General features: G+C 28.5%; 14 protein-coding genes. 8 read left to right on the top strand and 6 right to left on the bottom strand.

Features of this window, described 5'->3' with window-relative positions:
- The first annotated feature begins 10 nt into the window (after positions 1 to 10).
- Positions 11 to 628: a thermonuclease family protein gene (locus KW512_RS00495; protein WP_258841572.1), complete on the top strand. Its 618-nt coding sequence runs from the start codon at positions 11 to 13 to the stop codon at positions 626 to 628.
- Between the two features lie 28 nt (positions 629 to 656).
- Here KW512_RS00495 and KW512_RS00490 read toward each other — a convergent pair whose 3' ends face one another.
- The 6 genes from KW512_RS00490 to KW512_RS00465 form a co-directional block, all read right to left on the bottom strand.
- Positions 657 to 2,960: an ABC transporter ATP-binding protein gene (locus KW512_RS00490; protein WP_258841571.1), complete on the bottom strand. Its 2,304-nt coding sequence runs from the start codon at positions 2,958 to 2,960 to the stop codon at positions 657 to 659.
- Positions 2,961 to 3,741: 781 nt separating this feature from the next.
- Positions 3,742 to 4,989, bottom strand: a complete 1,248-nt coding sequence (locus KW512_RS00485; RefSeq protein WP_258841570.1) for an IS3 family transposase — start codon at positions 4,987 to 4,989, stop codon at positions 3,742 to 3,744.
- A gap of 168 nt (positions 4,990 to 5,157) precedes the next feature.
- A complete protein-coding gene (locus KW512_RS00480) occupies positions 5,158 to 5,724 on the bottom strand; it encodes a YigZ family protein (RefSeq protein WP_258841569.1) in 567 nt (188 codons plus the stop codon).
- Between the two features lie 9 nt (positions 5,725 to 5,733).
- Positions 5,734 to 6,573 (bottom strand): carbohydrate ABC transporter permease, encoded by an 840-nt coding sequence (locus KW512_RS00475; protein WP_258841568.1) that lies wholly within the window; start codon positions 6,571 to 6,573, stop codon positions 5,734 to 5,736.
- Positions 6,557 to 7,486, bottom strand: coding sequence for a carbohydrate ABC transporter permease (locus tag KW512_RS00470; protein WP_258841567.1), 930 nt, complete (start codon positions 7,484 to 7,486; stop codon positions 6,557 to 6,559). The genes KW512_RS00475 and KW512_RS00470 overlap by 17 nt, the downstream gene beginning before the upstream one ends.
- Positions 7,473 to 8,633: an ABC transporter ATP-binding protein gene (locus KW512_RS00465; RefSeq protein ID WP_258841566.1), complete on the bottom strand. Its 1,161-nt coding sequence runs from the start codon at positions 8,631 to 8,633 to the stop codon at positions 7,473 to 7,475. Before KW512_RS00465 ends, KW512_RS00470 begins: the two co-directional genes overlap by 14 nt.
- A 138-nt stretch (positions 8,634 to 8,771) precedes the next feature.
- Here KW512_RS00465 and KW512_RS00460 point away from each other — a divergent pair, with 138 nt between their 5' ends.
- The 7 genes from KW512_RS00460 to KW512_RS00430 all read left to right on the top strand — a co-directional run bounded on the left by KW512_RS00460 (position 8,772) and on the right by KW512_RS00430 (position 17,954).
- Positions 8,772 to 10,604: a P68 family surface lipoprotein gene (locus KW512_RS00460; protein WP_258841565.1), complete on the top strand. Its 1,833-nt coding sequence runs from the start codon at positions 8,772 to 8,774 to the stop codon at positions 10,602 to 10,604.
- A 605-nt stretch (positions 10,605 to 11,209) separates the two neighbouring features.
- A complete protein-coding gene (locus KW512_RS00455) occupies positions 11,210 to 12,457 on the top strand; it encodes an IS3 family transposase (protein WP_258841507.1) in 1,248 nt (415 codons plus the stop codon).
- Positions 12,458 to 12,953: 496 nt separating this feature from the next.
- Positions 12,954 to 14,015, top strand: a complete 1,062-nt coding sequence (locus KW512_RS00450) for a phospho-furanose lactonase (protein WP_258841564.1) — start codon at positions 12,954 to 12,956, stop codon at positions 14,013 to 14,015.
- A 65-nt stretch (positions 14,016 to 14,080) separates the two neighbouring features.
- Positions 14,081 to 15,820 (top strand): PTS ascorbate transporter subunit IIC, encoded by a 1,740-nt coding sequence (locus KW512_RS00445; RefSeq protein WP_258841563.1) that lies wholly within the window; start codon positions 14,081 to 14,083, stop codon positions 15,818 to 15,820.
- 142 nt (positions 15,821 to 15,962) lie between these two features.
- Complete coding sequence (locus tag KW512_RS00440) at positions 15,963 to 16,958, top strand: IS30 family transposase (RefSeq protein WP_258841562.1); 996 nt, start codon at positions 15,963 to 15,965, stop codon at positions 16,956 to 16,958.
- A 193-nt stretch (positions 16,959 to 17,151) separates the two neighbouring features.
- A complete protein-coding gene (locus KW512_RS00435; RefSeq protein WP_010320832.1) occupies positions 17,152 to 17,442 on the top strand; it encodes a PTS sugar transporter subunit IIB in 291 nt (96 codons plus the stop codon).
- Between the two features lie 32 nt (positions 17,443 to 17,474).
- Complete coding sequence (locus tag KW512_RS00430; RefSeq protein WP_258841561.1) at positions 17,475 to 17,954, top strand: PTS sugar transporter subunit IIA; 480 nt, start codon at positions 17,475 to 17,477, stop codon at positions 17,952 to 17,954.
- The last annotated feature ends 659 nt before the right edge of the window (positions 17,955 to 18,613 follow it).

Below are 18,613 nucleotides of genomic sequence, written 5' to 3'. Positions count from 1 at the left end.
TCCGGGATTTTTGCCACTTTTTTCACTGACAAGTTGTTATGATTATCTTTCAGAAATTATTTCAGAAAAAATAGTTCCAACTGATGGCTTAAATCCAATAGAAAAACTACCTATTTTTGTTAAAAATTCACGGATTAAACAAGGTTTAACTTATACAACATTTATAAAAAGTGTTTATGATGGCGACACTTTCACTGATAAAAACGGTAAGCGTTTTCGGATTTTTGGTATTGACACTCCTGAACTTGAACTCAGCCGTCCAAATCGTTTGATTAACGTAAAAACTATGAAATTTCACGGGTTAAGAGCTAAAAAACGTCTAGAACAGCTAATTTTAAATCGTTGAATTTCATTTGAAATTGTCGGGCAAGACCCGTATGAACGGATTATTGTTGTTCTAAAAAATGAAAAGGGCGAAATCATTAATATCAAAATGGTTAGCGAAGGTCTTGCAATTCATCGTTATGCCCAATATCAAAATCCCAAAAAAACTTATTATTATCCTGAATATAAAAATTTAATTGACCAAATTTTAAAAGCCCAAGAATCTGCTAAAAAAAGTAAATTTATGCTTTGAGAAGAAGATATTTCAACAATTTATGGTCTTAAAAAGTTAAAGAAGAAATAAAAATGAAAGGCAATTACACCTTTCATTTTTATTTTAATAATTGTTGAGTCGTTTTCTTGTAAGTAATTAAGGACATTAAAACATAAATTAGAATAAAGGCAGCTGAAAGTCCGGCTCAGGACGATAATAAAATTAGTGCTAAATTTTCTTGAGATGCGGCAGGAAATTCATTTCCAACTATTAAAATATGAATCGATTCCATTGACGGGAAAATAATTACAAAACTTAAAATCAGAACAACAATCGATATCAAAACAATATTTAAAGTATGATAAAAAAGCGTTAATAAAGTCGAACCACCAAGCGATTTTAGAATTCCAATCATTCTCTGTTTTGATTCAGAAATCGTTTTGGCATAAACTAAAATGAAGGAAATTAATATAATAACAAAAATTATAAACACTGCAAAAGTAACCTTGTTAACTATCGAAATAATCGCTAAAGATTGGCTAGTTATTACACGAATGAAGTTTGAAGGTGGAGTTATTTTAAGGTCAAATTTAGCGTTTCTTGATTCTGATTCAAGATTGTTTTGTTCGTCAGTTGTTGTTAAATAAGCAGTAAGTTGGGTTGGTTGGAAGCTGGTATAAAATTCTGGGGCATCTTCGTGATAAAATAATTCTGAATCTGGCGAGTCAAAAATTCCAACAACAAGTAAGTTAAATTTTTGATTTAAAGGCGAGTTTGTTTGAATTATATCGCCAACTTTTAATTTATATCTAGCATTTAAATCAATTGCTGTTGTTGAAAGTAGAATTTCATCGACTTTTCTTGGGAATGTTCCAGTTATTAATTTTAGATTGTTTTGTGGGAAAACTTTTGTGTTTTTTAGTGGAATTTTAAATGGTTCAAGCGCGGAGCTTTGGGCATTTTCACTGGGAATATAAGAATTTATTTCCTTAAAAAGTTGAAAGTTATTGTCTTTTTTGTCATTAACAGAATTTTGCTTAACTAAATTTTCAAGATCTTTAATTGATTGAGTGCTAATAAAAGATGGAAAATCAATTAAATTAAAAGTATTTCCTAATCTGCTAACAGAACTTTTAATTCCATTATTAATTCCGACAATTTTTAGCGGAATTTTATTTTGATTTTCCTCAATTTCCTTATTAGAATCATAAGCAAGATAAATTGTTTTTTCTAATGGATTCTCAATTTTAAGTCTGTCAATTGTTGATTTTGAAAGGATAATTTCCCGAGGATTTTCAATGGATTTTCCTTCAAAATTAACAAGATCATTTTCGATTCTGTCTTTGAAAAAGTTATTAATTTCAATTTGATCAACTTGACTAAGATTAATTTTTCGATTTTCATAGTGCAAGTTTATATTTGTAGTTGGCCTATTTGCAACAAGCGCGTTGATTGATTCAAACTCACTAATTTTTTTAATTTCATCTTGGCTAAAAGCGGCTTGTGATTTCTTTTCAATTGAATTTCTATCAAGTGAAAGCGTATATTTTTGCTGCCGTTCGACTTTTGCCGTTCCAAGATTTAATTCAAAAGCAAAACTAATCGAAAACACGGCCGCTAAAAAAGCAATTATAATTAAAATAGTAAGGGTTAATTTTTTGCTAATATCAGCAATAACAAAAATCGGTGAAATATTTAATTTATTCTTAAATTGAACTACTTTTGCAACTTTTTTATGTTTAGTTTCGCTAGTTTGTTCAGAATTTTGCTCTTCTATTATATTAGTGTCATTAATTTTAACAATTGGCGGTTTGTCTTTTTGTAAAAAAATTATTTGATCAGCATATTTGTGAACCATTTCAGTATTATGACTTATGACCACAACTGTGTGATTTTTTGACATTTGCTTAATTTTTTCAAAGATAATTTGCTCATTTTCTTTATCAAGGGCGGCAGTTGGCTCATCAAACAAAATAAATTCTGAACCCCGATTTAGAGAACGAAGAATTGCAATTCTTTGTTTCTCACCACCAGAGAGATTTTCCATTTTTGTTTTGAAAACACTTTGGTCAAGATTTAAAAAATTTGCATTTTTACTAAATTTATCTTGCTTAAATTTATAACCTAAAATACTTGTCCCAATTCGAACATTGTCAATAGCGGAAATATTTTCAATAAGATTGACATCCTGAAAAAAAATGTCGACATTTGGGTTTTTTAAGACTTGTTGATTTTTATCAAAAAAGGAAATTTGCCCGCTGTCAGCTTTGGCAATTTTGGCAATAATATGCAAAAGTGTCGTTTTTCCAACGCCAGATTGACCAGAAATAAACGTTAATTTATTAGTTGGAATATCAAAACTAATGTTATTTAAAATTATTTTTGTCCCGAGTCTTTTTGTGATGTTGCGAATTTGAATCATTTTTGCACCTAGATAGCTTTTTTAATATTGTGTATATTTTAATATAAAATAATTTTTTTCAATCAAATTATTTTACTATTTCCTTAAAATTTAGCTCAAAATTTTTTTCTAATTTTAAAGGATTGCTGTATTCAATTTTTAATTTTAGCCCAAATTCTTTTTTCCCGAGTTTCCCAGTTTGATGAGATAATCCTAAAAAGTCTCCGGTTTTTCGTGCTTTTTTAACTTAAAAAGCAAAATTATGAAATTTTTAAACTGCTTTTTAAGTTAAAAACACTGGCAAAAATCAATTTATGGATAAAATAACAAATACGATAAAAAAATATAACTACTATTTAAACTCAATGCAAATAGAAAACTCATTTTTATTTAAATTGAGCCTAAAAAAATATGTGAAGTTTTGAAAGAACAATAACTAAAAGCCATAAATTTGTAGATTTCTAAACGGTTAAATTTAAGGCATTCCATCATATCTAAAAATATAATGGAAAATTCGCATTTTCTGATTTTTTATGACAAAAACATAACTAATTCCCCCTTAATTCAATATCAAAATTTATTAATTTATTCTTAGTGAGAGTCATTATAACATAATTTTATTTTAGACCAAGCATTTTTTTTTTCAAAAGGTTGATTTTGAAAAAAAAAAAAAAAAAAATTAAGATTTTAGGTAAATTAGTAGAAAAATCTCAGACAATTAGTTTTTTATCTATGATTTTGATTACACCACTTTTGTTGATTTTTTCTAGTAAGTTCATTTTAAAAAATTTGGACAAATAATTTACCTCATATAATAGCTTGGACTTTTATATGATAAACAACTTTGAGGCCTTTCATCGTTATACCAATCAATAAATTCACTTATTTTTTGATAAGCAATAGCCACATTTTCAAAATTTTGGCCCTCAATATTAATCAATTCGCGTTGAAAAACCGCATAAAAATATTCAATAGGGCGGTTTGCAAGAGCATTTCCTTTTGGTGACATTGATTGTTGGATACCATTTTGTCTTAAAAAATTAGCAAATTTGTAGTTCGCATATTCCACGCCATGATCTGAATGGAAAAATTTTGGTTTAATATTATACTTTTTGATTGTTTCTTTTACTAAGTTTATAGTTTCCTCTGAAAATCTTGTTTTAGAAATCGAAAAATTGAGCAAGTAATTGGATTTTGTTTCAATAATTGAGTGTAGGTAAAATCATTCGTTGTTAATTTTGATAAATTTAATATCAGCAAACCATTTTTCACCAAATTTTTCTGAGCTAAATTCACCTTTGATATGATCTTCAGTCCAAATTCGCGTAAACTTTTTCTCTTTTGGCGCTGGTTTTCCTTGCCTTTTATAAGCAATTGATTTTAATCCTAAAAATTCGTAGTGTTTTTGAAACACGTACGTGCTTACATAATTTCCCTGATTTATGTAAATATTATATAGGATGTCTCGGCCTTTTACCTTTCGATTCAAATTGAAATTTTCACGAATTCACTCAAGTAACTTTTCATCATAAATCATTTTCTTTGGTGGTTTTTTCACCCTTATTTTCTCATAAATCGAACTACGATTAACGTTAAAAACACTACAAATTCTAGTGGAATTTTCGATTTTGTTTTTATCTTTTTCTTGTTCCTGTTTTCGTTTTTTGAGCTCCTCAAGAACAATTGCGGGGTCAATCCCGTATCTTCTAAGAACATTCTCCATTATTTCTTGATAAATTTCACGATCGTTTTCAGAAAGATCATTAATTGTATATTTCTTTTTTGGTTTACGCGGAGATTTGATTTTTCCACGAGTGCTTATTAGACTTTTCATATCATTATTATAAAACTTTTTTTGCCAATTTCTTATCAAATTATTAGCATATATATGCAACATTCATTCTTTATGTGCTTTTTTACTTTTTGATTTGCTTTTGTAAATTTCTCTAAATTCTTCAGCAAAATGCAAAATTGCGTTTTTTAACCCTTTAGATTCGGCAATTTTGATATATTTAAATTTGTCTTCAATTGTGAATTTGTATTGTTTCATTTTGACACACCTTTTTTTGAATGTGTCTGAAATTAATATACTAATTTAAATTAAGATTTTAGGCCAAAAAACCCGGATTTACGGGTATTTTTGCGTATTTATATTCACTAAAAAGTGAATTTTTGCCATCAAACTGTCAAACTCAGAAAATATTTTTTTTCAGCTAAATTATTTTACTATTTCTTTAAAATCTACCTCAAAACTTTCTTCTAATTTTAAAGGACAGCTAAATTCAATTTTTAATTTTAGTCCAAATTCTTTTTTTTGGATTGTACATCCATTTTTCTTTATTAATTGAAGCACCCAGTTCATTTTCTCCAAGTCAATTTCACATAAATAGTGATAAGAAATTTTAAAATCACCAACCAAACTAAGATTTAGGACTTCAATTGCCGATTTTTTGTAACTATTTTGTAACAAACCTAGTCCTAATTTGGATCCATACATGTACCTGACAACAATAATTAATGAATTAGTAATTTTTTTTGTTCGCAAAATGTTAAAAATTTGTCACCCTGCTGAACCTTTTGGCTCGTTTGCATCACTGAATTTACAATTATATAAATCAAAACAAACTGCATAAACAACATGACTTGCATGCTTATTTTCTTGTTGAATTTTTGTTAGTAGCGCTTCTGAATGTTCTTTTGATTTTATTATGAAACTATAAGAAATAAATTTAGATTTTTTGATTTCTAATTCAAAAACAGCTTCTTTTGTGATAATTTTTTGCATTTTTCAAAATTATTTAATATTGTTTGCCGTTGCATTATTAATAAATTTGGAAAAAATTAAGTAAAAAAACAATGGAACAGCTATTGTAAAAAGTGAGCCTGCAGCTTGTATGTTTTGTAAAAATCCAAGGCTAGTTTGTCCTGAATACTGAAATCAAGTTGAAATTGTCTGGTATGATCGGTTTGAAAAAATGTAATTTGGTCATAAAAAGTCGTTTCAAGCTTGAATTGTTGTAAAAATAATTAATAAATAATAGGAAATTTTTATTTTTGGGAAAATTATCAATTTAATCTTTAAAAACAGTGATAAATTATCAATTCTTGCAAGTAAAAGTTGCTTTTTATCAATTTTGTTAATGCTTTTATATAGATAAAAAAAGTTAAAAAAGGAAAAAATTTGGTTAACTGTGAGTGCAAAAACCGGCGAATTTGTTACTAATTGGTTGCTATTTAAAATTCTTGCAAGTGGAATATAAGTGCTAATTTCTGGAATAAAAGAAATTGCCACAAAAAGCGAAATAAACGTTAATTTCAGTCTTTTTTTTGCCATTCAAAGTCCAAAAGATGCTAGTGAATACAAAATAATTCTAAAAAAATTAATGAGCATAATTACAAAAATTGAAGTGGTAATTCCAATTCAAAAATTATCATTAATGGAATTTTGGAAGTTTTCAAGTAAATTTGAGCCTATTTTCAATGTCAAATTAGGATTATCCTGTAATTCATTAGGCAAGGAAGCATTTACAATTAAATAATATAAAGGAAACAGGAAAAAAATAAGTACTATTATTAAAAAAGAAAATAGCAAAAATTGTAGAAAAAAACTATTTAAATTAAATTTTAATGACATTTTTACCCCTTTTATTTTTAATAAGTTTTGATATTTTTTTCCATGTTTTTGGCCTAAAAATAATAAAGGTTGAAAAAACTGCTAAAAGATAAAAGAAAGTCATTAAACTCACAGCGGATTGGAGTCCTGAATTATCACTTGAAGATAAAATATATGAAGCAAGAGTGTGGCCTCTATTTAGATCCAAATTTATGTCTCCTGTAATAACATTTGGGTATAACATTGTTGCAAAAATGAAGTTTGTGTATGCGATAACTAAAAATTGATTGCCAATTTCTTTAAGATAAAGGTTAAAAATTTTGTCTTTTAGGTTAATTCTATCAATTTGTAAATTTTTTTTATATTTTGTGTGAATGCTAGAAATTGCAAAAAAGAAAAGCACTGAATTAAAAGGGATTGCTCTTCAGAGTTGATAAATTAAATATAGTCAAATTAAATCAATTTTATTGTCTCCACCGACAAATGAAAAATTTAGATTAAGCATTTTTGCAAAAACATTTTTATTACCAAAAAGGAAAGAAAAAGCAGTTCCAATTGCAAAAGATGAAATAAAAAACTGGGAATAAAGTCCACTTATTATTAACATTCGAAGAAATTTACTCTTAAGTTTTGAAAGCAAAATTGCAATAATAAATCCTAGAAAAAGTGCAATCGGAGAGCTAATAAAAAATAATAAAGTGCTGTTTCTTAGTGCATCATTAAAATTTGATTTTGCAAATAATTCCCTAAAATTCTCAAATCCTAAATGTTTGTTTTGGCCAACTCCGACATTAAAAGAGTTAAATAATGAATCCAGAATTGGGTAGACTGAAAAAATAAAAAGAAAAATAAATAGTGGACCTATAAGTAAGATTGCTTTTGTATTTTTGTGAAAAAGAACTGTTTTTATGGATTCTTTATTAACTATTAACACGGTTTCCACCTTTATCAAAAGCAAAAATTTTATCTTTATTATATTCTATTTTTACATTTTCGCCCTGAATATCAATAGGACTTATAATTTCAAGGTCAATATTTTTTTCAGTATCACGAATTTGGTAATAAAAATTATCTGCAATATTTTTTTTATAAAAAACTTTTCCGTTGGTTGTTTCAGATGAGCTTGAAATTTTAATGTATTTAGAACGGATATAATATTCAATTTCTCCCTTTTTTTCAATAAAATTGATTTCTGGCATTCCAATAAATTTTGCGGCAAAAATAGTTTGGGGATTTTCAAAAAGTTCTTCTGGATTAGAATATTGCAAAATTTCGCCTTTATTTAAAAGAATAATTTTGTCACTAATTTTCATTGCATCAGTTTGGTCGTGAGTTACTAAAACGATTGTCATGTTAAATTCTTGTTTGATTTTAAGTAATAATTTAATAGTTGATTCCTTAATTTTTGCATCCAGCGATGAAAAAGGTTCATCCATTAAAACTAAATTATCCCCTTTTATAATTGATTTTGCAAAAGCCACGCGCTGTTGTTGGCCCCCACTAATATTTTTGGCTTTTTTTAAAAAAATATCGTCAATTTCTAAGGCTTTTAGTACATTTAGGACTTCTTTTTCGAAATATTTTTTTCTAAATTTCAAGAAAAAAATATAAATTTTTATATTTTTCAATATATAAAAGTAAAATTTGAATTTTTTTATAACCTTTTCTACTCCTAAAGTAGATTTGTTTGAGAGCAAATTTCTGATAGAGTCGCTAAAATCTTGATTATTTTTATCTTTTTTGAAATTTTCCCAGCTCAATTTCCATACTTTAGAAGTTCATTCAGGCGAATTTTTAGCACTAATCCAAAGATTTTTTTTTACCGAAATTTCTTCATATAAGTTGTTTTTTTGCATTATATAGCCAAAGTTTTTGAATTTTTCATGGTATTCAATACCTGTATTTACTGGTAAAAAACCCGCTAAAATATTAAGCAAAGTGGACTTTCCTGCACCTGAGGGTCCCAAAATTGTAATAATATTATTTGCTGGTATTTCAAGCTCATTAATTTTAAGAAAAGCCTTTTTATCATACGAAAATATAAGGTTTTTAATACTTATAGCAATTGTTAAGTGGTTCATATTAAAAAATTTTACCTTTTTTTCAAAATTTTTTTGTAAATGTTGTATAGTTATTTTTATTAAAATTATAAATAACTAATATTTAATTATTAATATTTCTGAAAAAAATTTCATAAAATTAGAAAAAGTGAGAAATATATGAATTTTAAAAAATTTTTTAAACCTTTGTTGCTTACCTCACCAAGTCTTTTCTTAATTGCGAGTGCTTGTGGAGTAAGCGAGAATACAATTGATCCAAAAACTCAAGTTGTTATGACAACAAGTCAAGGTCCTTTTTGACCATTAATTTTTGGACTTAATGTTTATGGTAAAAATCAAAAAGGATTAATCCCTTATTACAACCAAAAGTTTAAAGATGATCCTGATTTTGCGCCAGTTAGACTTGTTTTGAATGATGAGTCAAAAGCAAATACTCAACAAGAAACAACTGAAAATATTAAAAAATTACTGGACACAAATTCAGATCAACTTCCGTCAATTGTTCTAGGAGATTCTTCAACTGCGAGTGTTTTACAAGGACATAACCGTCTTTTAGAAATAAAAAGCGATAAATTGAATCCAGGAATATTCACTGATCAAATTGTAGGAAAATACAACTCATTTAATTTTGGTAAAAATAAGTTTTATAATATTCCTTTTAACGTAAATGATGTTGATGCACTTGGATTTAACCTTGATAATTTACGAATTATTTTTGATTTAGTAAAAAAAGGTGGTGGAAAAGTTGATGAGAACGCCGAAATTTACAAAAAAGCACAAGAATCGGCTCAAAAAGGAAACTCGACTCCTGAAAACAGTTTTTTTAGCAATCTTGAAGTAAAATCTGCCGATGTTTTCAAAGATTTGAACGTAAATTATGATACTTTTTCAAATATTGAAGAAGCACTTGAATTTTCAACTAAATTTATTGACGGTGTAAAATTAAAAGCTGATGCAAAACTTGATGAAAATACACAAGATTCATCTATTTTTGATATTGACTATTCAGGTCTAGTTTTACACAAAAATATTATTTCAAAATCAGGTAAAAAATTCTGAGAAGCAAAAGATGATAAATTAACCTTTAATATTGCTACAGATACTTCCTTGCAAGATGAATTTAAAAAAACTTACGAAAAATTTACAAAAACTAACAAAAAAATCGAAAAAAAAGTAGGTAATAAAAACAAAATTTTGCAAGCATTTCAGTTTAAAAACTTTAAAAAACGACCAGGTATTGGTGAATGAGGAAGCCATGATATTCTTAAATACCGTTCCGTTTTTGGCTACATTCCTGGAGTTGGAATTAAGCAATCAATTGACACAGCAACATCCCGTAATTTATTTGCAGATGAAAAGCCCGAACTTGCTAAAGGTTTTGCAACATTTAATGATGTCTTTACAACAAGCCAACCATTAAAATCACGCAAAGATTCTCCATTTTTTGTCTATAACTCAGGCGGATCATCACTAATCCCAATTAAAACTGATACAGAAAAGATTAATAAAGCAGCAATTAAATTTTTAGAATGACTCTTTACTGGCCAAAATGATATTGACACACCCGGAAAAATGGTTGATAATGTTGATTATTTAATGGAAAATACTGGTTATTTTCTTCCTACAAAAGCGGTTGTAACTCAAGAAAAATTGGAACAGGTAAAGAAAAAATATCAAGAATACTATGATAAAATTGTCGAATTTGAATCTAATAATCAAAAAAGTATTGAACTAGTTGGTGAAGATGCTAAAAAAATCGACTGAAGTTTGTATGAAAAAATGGCAAACCTTAGATCAGTTATAATTTCAATGGAATCAATGCTTAATGCTTTTAAACAAGATGCTTCCAAAGTTAAAATTTTAAGTGACAATGGTAATTTCAAAGAAGCAAAAATCTCAACAACAATTACAGATTCACTAATTGAGTCAACAAGATTTGAAAATAGTCAAACCAAAAGTTCTGATAATTTACTAAAATTAATTAACGAATAAAAAATCTAGATTAGCGGTAATTTTAAAAAAATAAAAATTCTGCTGTTTGTAAAAACTAAAAATTCCCCAAATTTTTAGTTTTTATTTTTTTCTTAAAATAATACGCACTTTATATATTTTTCCGAGTTTCTCAGTTTGGTGAGATAATCTTAAAAAATTGTCCAGTTTTTCGTGCTTTTTAACTTTTTGCCAAAAGTTAATTACCTATTTTAAAACAATGACAAAAATCAATTTATGGACAAAACAGCAAAAATCATAAAAAAATATAACTACTATTTAAACTCAATGCAAAAAGAAAACTCATTTTTATTTACATTGAGCCTAAAAAAATATATGAAGTTTTGAAAGAACAATAATTGAAAGCCATAAATTTGTAGATTTCTAAACGGTCAAATTTAAGGCATTCCATCATATTTAAAAATATAACGGAAAATTCGCATTTTCTAATTTTTTTAAACAAAAAACATAATTAATTCCCCCTTAATCCAATATTCAAATTTATTAATTTATTCTTAGTGAGGCTAATTATAACATAATTTTTTCTTGTACCAAGCATTTTAAATTAGTATACTAGTTTCAGACCATTCGAAAAAAGGTGTGTCAAAATGAAACAATACAAATTCACAATTGAAGACAAATTTAAATACATTAAAATTGCCGAATCTAAAGGGTTAAAAAACGCAATTTTGCATTTTGCTGAAGAATTTAGAGAAATTTACAAAAGCAAATCGAAAAGTAAATATGCACGTAAAGAATGAATGTTGCATATATATGCCAATAATTTGATAAGAAATTGGCAAAAAAAGTTTTATAATAATGATATGAAAAGTTTGATAAGTACTCGTGGAAAAATCAAATCTCCGCGTAAACCAAAAAAGAAATATACAATTAACGATCTTTCTGAAAATGATCGTGGAATTTATCAAGAAATAGTGGAGAGTGTTCTTAGAAAATCCGGGATTGACCCCGCAATTATTCTTGAGGAACTCAAAAAACGAAAGCAAGAACAACAACAAGATAAAAAGAAAATCGAAAATTCCACTAGAATTTGTAGTGTTTTTAAGGTTAATCGCACTTCGATTTATGAGAAAATAAGGGAGAAAAAACCACCAAAGAAAATGACTTATGATGAAAAATTACTTGAGTGAATTCGTGAAAATTTCTATTTGTATCGAAAGGTAAAAGGCCGCGACGTCCTATATAATATTTACATAAGTCAGGGAAATTATGTATCCACGTACGTTTTTCAAAAGCACTACGAATTTTTAGGATTAAAATCAATTGCTTATAAAAAGCAAGGAAAACCAGCGCCAAAAGAGAAAAAGTTTACACGAATTTGGGCTGAAGATCATATCAAAGGTGACTTTTCCTCAGAAAATTTTGGTGAAAAATGGTTTGCTGATATTAAATTTATCAAAATTAACAACGAATGATTTTACCTACACTCAATTATTGAAATAAAATCCAATTACTTGCTCAATTTTTCAATTTCTAAAACAAGATTTGCAGAAGAAACTATAAACTTAGTAAAAGAAACAATCAAAAAGTATAAAATTAAACCAAAATTTTTCCATTCAGATCATGGCGTGGAATATGCGAACTACAAATTTGCTAATTTTTTAAAGCAAAATGGTATCCAACAATCAATGTCACCAAAAGGAAATGCCCTTGCAAACCGTCCTATTGAATATTTTTATGCGGTTTTTCAACGAGAATTGCTTAATATTGAGGGCGAAAATTTTGAAAATGTGGCTATTGCTTATCAAAAAATAAGTGAATTTATTGATTGGTATAACAATGAAAGGCCTCAAGGTTGCTTATCATATAAAACTCCAAGTTATTATATGAGGTAAATTATTTGTCAAATTTTTTAAAATGAACATGCTAAAAAAAATCAACAAAAGTGGTGCAATCAAAATCATAGAAAAAAAACTAATTGTCGGAACTTTTTCTACTTATTTATTGTACCAAGCATTTTTTTTTTTTTTTTTTTGAAAATGCTTAATAAGGTTTTAGTGTAAAAAAACATGGATTTGTCGCTATTTTTGCGTATTTATATCCAATAAAAGGTGAATTTTTGCAATCAAACAGGGTAGCTCAGGAAAATTCTCAAAATTTTTATTTTTTATTTTTTATTTTTTTGTTAAAATAATACGGAATTTATATCTTTTCAAAGAAGCTTAACGAAGCTTAATATAGTTATTTATAATCGCAAAACATTTTTCGTTTTGCTTTTTTCACATTCAATAAAAAAAATGGTATAATTAAAACATAATTAAATAATATTAAAAACAAATTTTATTTGTTAAGTGTTTGACTTTAAAACTAAAGAAAGGAAAAAAAATTTTAATGCAAAAAACGGAAAAATTTTCCAGAACTGTCTTAGGTGATATTCACCCCTCAGAGTTAGGTATTGTTGATTGTCATGACCATTTAATTAAAAATTATGGTCCTGAGGCTCATGAACACCCTGATTTTGTGATGCTTTCAAACGAAGCTGCAATTGCTGAATCGCTCGAATTTGCAGCTCGCGGCGGAAAAACATTGGTAACAATGGATCCGCCAAATGTTGGTAGAGATGTTTATCGCATGCTCGAAATCGCCCAGGAATTAGCTGGTAAAGTTCATATTATTATGTCCACCGGTTTCCACAAGGCCGCTTTTTATGACAAAGGTGCTTCTTGGCTTGCGCTTGTTCCAACTGATGAAATTACTAAAATGGTTGTTGCTGAAATAACCCAAGGAATGGATGAGTATAATTATTCTGGTCCAGTTGTTAAACGTTCAAAGGCAAAAGCAGGAATAATTAAAGCCGGAACAGGTTATGGTGCAATTGATCGCCTCGAATTAAAATCTTTGGAAGTTGCCGCAAGAGCTTCAATTGAAACCGGTGCGCCAATTTTGGTTCACACTCAACTAGGAACAATGGCTTATGAGGCTGCTAAATATTTAATTGATTTTGGTGCTAATCCTCGTAAAATTCAGCTTTCACACTTAAATAAAAATCCTGATAAATATTATTATGCAAAAATAATTAAGGAATTAGGTGTGACTTTATGTTTTGATGGTCCTGATCGTGTTAAATATTATACTGATGCAACCTTAGCTGAAAATATTAAATATCTAGTTGATCTTGGACTCCAAAAACATATTACTTTATCACTTGATGCAGGTCGGGTTTTATACCAACGAAACTACGGAATGCTAAAAGGGAAAATGAGCTTTGGATTTACCTATCTTTTTGATCGGTTTATCCCACTTTTAAAGCAAGTTGGTGTTAGTCAAGAAGCAATTGATGATATTCTAGTTAACAATCCTGCTGAAATTTTAGCCTTTGATGAGCCGCGAAAATTTGACCCGTCAATTCTTCCTGAGTACGTACTAGAACTCAAAAAAGCTTTTAAAATCTAGGATTTTAAATTCTAAATAACTATTTATTAGTTTAAACTTTAAAAAATTTTAAGAAAGGAAATAAAATGTCGCTTAGTAAAAAGAACAAATTACTTTTTGGCCTACTTATTTTCTTGGCAGTTAACATTTTAATTATCGGGATCACACTCGGTGTTCGAATGGGTCATAATGGCGAGGATTTTTCAACTGCCCTTGTTTTTCTTGTTCGAGTAGTTTATCTTGATAACTATTTAAGACAAAATCCACTTTTGCTTGGATCACTGGTTCTTGTTGGTTATCTTGTTTTAGGTCGGGGCGGTCGAGAAGCAATTCTTGGCGCACTAAAAACAGCTATCGGAGTTTTCCTTTTAGGAATTGGAGCAGCTACTCTAGTTCGACTAGCTGCTCCAGTTTTTGGAGCAATTGGAGATATTAAATCCGGTGGTGTTGTTCCGCTTGATCCTTATTTAGGGTGAACTTCTGCGGGCAATTTTCTTGAGAAAAGCTTTGGACAAGCAAATAACTTTCTGTCTTTAGCATCTTTCACCTTCATTGCCGCCTTTATTGTTAATATTTTAATGGTTTTGGCAAAAAGGTTCACTAACACAAATTCAATTGTGATTACTGGACATATTATGCTTCAGCAATCAACAGTTGTTACCGCACTTTTATATGTAATTTTATTCCGTTCAATTCCATTGCTTGATGGTGGGGCAATTTCTGCTGGATCTCAAGTTGGACTTGTAATTATTTCTGGTCTATTTTTAGGAATTTACTGAGCAACTTCATCGGTTGCAACCTTAAAAATAACTAACCTTGTTACCCAAAATGCTGGTTTTGCCGTTGGTCACCAACAAATGCTTACTTTATTTACTAGTTACAAAATGGGTCGCTTTTTTGGAAACAAAGAGCATAGTGCTGAAAATCGTAAATTACCTCAATCACTCAAAATTTTTGAGGACAACATTTTTACCCAAACAATAATTATGCTATTTCTCTTTGCAATTTTATTTGCGATAATTATTGGTTACCATGGATTAGAAAAAACTGTTAATGATACATACAGTGGATTTACCGGGGAAGCTGCAAAAATTGGTGCTACTTGAAATGGATCATATAGTGGTGCAAACTTTGTTCTCATAATTCTTGGTGGAGTACTCCAAATAATTGCTTCCTTAATCGCAATTATGACTGGTGTTAGAATGTTTGTTACTGAATTACAACAGTCATTCCACGGAATTTCTGAAAAAGTAATTCCTGGTGCTGTTGTTGCTGTTGACATTGCCGCAACTTATGGATTTTCAATTAACGCCGTTACTTATGGATTCCTTGGTGGGGTTTTTGGGCAATTTTTAGCTGTCTTTATCGCAGTTGGTCTTGCTGCAATCCCTGGAAACAATTATTCCTTAGTTGCAATTCCACTCTTTATCACACTCTTTTTCAACTCAGGAGCAATGGGAGTTTATGCTAATGCCTCAGGAGGTTGAAAAGCTGCATTTATTGTTCCAGCAATAATTGGATTCTTTGAAATTATTGTAATTTCATTTGGTCTAAAATTAATCCAAAATATTGCTGATGTTGGAATTCCTGTTGGTCAAAATCCAGTTACAACCGGATTTTTAGGAATGGGTGACTGAAACCTCTTCTTTGGACTTAGCCTAATTATCGGTCAATTCCACTATGTTTTAGGATGAATTATTATTTTTGTTGGAATGATTGGTCTAATTCTTTTAGGTCAAGGAGTTGATTCAACAAAACAAACTAAAAAAACATGACTGCAAAAATTACTCAAAGTTAATGTTGATTTAGTTCAAAAAGAAGCCTAATTTATTAAGTTTTTCAAATTTTTATATTTTTAGTATAAAAAATCTTGGTTTTTGCGAAAACCAGGATTTCCTAAATCGAAGATAAAAATGCAACGTATAGTATAATAATATTATAGTTGCATTTTTTTATTTTTGGAGTATCATGGAAAGAAGAAAATTTAAACATTTTAGTTTTGAAGATTTAGTAAAAATTGAGTTTTTATTGCAGCAGAACAAAAGTATTAGATTTATTGCTAAACAACTTAATGTCGCACCCTCAACTGTCTCAAGAGAAATTAAAAGAAATCTAAATGAATATGGAATTTATGAAGCTAATTTAGCAATAACAAAAAGACGAAAAAGATATTATCATAGGTATTATTTTAGATTTGTTGAGCTAGGAAAATATGAGGAATTTAGCAAAATTTTTGCAATAAAATATGACAAAAAAGTCCATGGAGTTAAAGCTACATATTTTTATATAGCAGAAAATTTCCCCGACATTGAAAGACCGTCTTTAAAGACTGTTTTTAACTGAATCAAAACTAATAAATGGGTAATAGTTAGGAGTGACAGACTCAGAAAATATTACAAAAAAGGTGGAAAAAGAACCAGAAATGCCGTGCAAAGATTAGTTCCAGAAGGTTATGTAAAACCCATTTGAGCACGTGATAAATCCATAGATTCAAGGCAAGATTTTGGACATTGAGAGCTAGATTTAGTTGTTGGCAAAAAGGCTAGCGGACACGATAATATCCTAACCTTAGTAGAAAGAAAAACTAGAAAATTATTTGCTAAAAAAGTGCGAAATAAAAATCCCAAAACCATCAATAAAGCTATCAAAGATCTTGCAAATGAAAATAATTTACATATCAAAACTATCACTTGCGACAATGGGATTGAATTTGAGGAAATTGCAATATTGGCATATTGATTAAAAGTAATAATTTATAAGGCAGAACCTTATGCTTCATTTCAAAGAGGTTCTAATGAGCATGCAAACGGATTAATTAGAAGATTTTATCCAAAAGGTTTTGATTTTAACCTAATTAGTGATGATGATTTGCAAAATACAATCAGTAAAATTAACTCAATGCCTAGAGAAATTTTTAATTGAAAATCCGCTTTTGAGGTCTTTAATGATAATATGGTGATTTAACATTTAAAAAAATCGCCAAACGGCGATTTTAAAAATACGTTTATGTTGCATTTATATTTTTAATTTGGGAAATCTTGGTTTTTGCGAAAACCAGGATTTTTTTATTTGCTTTTTGCAAAATTGTTATATAATTTTAAAATTATAGTAAAAATTATTTTTGTTTGCTGCATTAAATAAAAATAAAGGAGTAATTATGTCATTAAAAATTGTCGCTGCATGTGGAAATGGAATGGGAACTTCAATGATAATCAAGTTGAAAGTTCAAAAAATAGTAAAGGAATTAGGGGTTGATGCTTCTGTAGAAGCCCTTTCAATGGGTCAGTCAAAAGGACTGACAAATTCAGTAGATATAATTATCGCCTCAAAACACCTTGTTAGCGAGTTTAATCAAAACCAAAAAGCTAAAATTGTTGGCGTAACTAATTTAATGGACGAAAATGAAATTAAAACTGCATTAAGTCCAGTTCTTGAGCAACTTGTTTAGATTTATCTTTTTTTGATTTAGGAGAAAATCTTATGTCAGTTAATTTACTCACAAATTTAATTGAAAATGACTCAATTTTAATTAATCAAAGAGCCCAAACCTGGCAAGAAGCAATTGAAGTCTCATGTAAACCGCTTGTTGAAAAAAAATTAATAAGCCCAAATTACATTGACTCGATAATCAACTCAACAATTGAACACGGACCTTATTATATACTTGCCCCTTTTCTTGCAATGCCTCATGCCGAAGCTGGAAAAGACGTATTTAAAGATTGTTTTTCACTTGTTGTCTTTGATAAACCTTTTTATTTTGACCAAGATAGCCGTCCTGTTCAAATTTTAATAACTCTTGGCGCAACAAGTGCAGATATTCATACCGCAGTTGCCCTACCCCAAATAGTTGCGGCTTTTGAAGATGTTGATAATATTGATAAAATTATTAAAGCTACATCAAAAGAAGAAATAATTGCAGTCCTTGAAAAAGTTGATTTTTCAAAATACCTTAATTCATAACTTTTTCTTTAAAATTTGAATTTAAAAACCCACAAATTCGTGGGTTTTTAAATAAAAAACCCCTTTGATTTTCAGTCAGAGGGGTTTTTTATTATTTTAAAATCAACCCTTTGCAAAAAAAAAAAAAAAAATATTTGGTTTAAAAAAATTTTAGGTTATAATTACACTCACTAAGAATAATTAATAAATTTTGTATTGAATTAAGGGGGAATTAGTCATGTTTTTTGTCGATAAAATCAAATAGTGCGAATTATCCATTATGTTTTTAAATATAATGGTATGCCTTAAATTTAACCGTTTAGAAATCTTCAAATTTAGGGCTTTTAATTATTGTTCTTTCAAAACTTCATATGTTTTTTTAGGCTCAATGCAAATAAAAACGAGTTTTCTATTTGCATTGAGTTTAAATAGTAGTTGTATTTTTTGATGGTTTTTGCAGTGTTTTAAACTAAAAAAGCAGTTTAAAAATTTCATAATTTTGCTTTTTAAGTTAAAATTTTAGCTTTTTTTAGTTTGCTTTATTTGATTAATAAGTGGATTTTGCATGCATGAGTGTTAGATTTATAATTCAGCGTTTTTGCTTTGATAGTTATTTTTTTTGAGTTTCCCAAAAAAGTTAAAAAAGTGTCCAAAAAAACCCGGACACTTTTTAAGATTAG

Source organism: Mesomycoplasma ovipneumoniae, assembly GCF_024758565.1.
GTDB classification, from domain to species: domain Bacteria; phylum Bacillota_I; class Bacilli_A; order Mycoplasmatales; family Metamycoplasmataceae; genus Mesomycoplasma; species Mesomycoplasma ovipneumoniae_B.
This window is presented reverse-complemented; position numbering and strand designations above follow the sequence as displayed.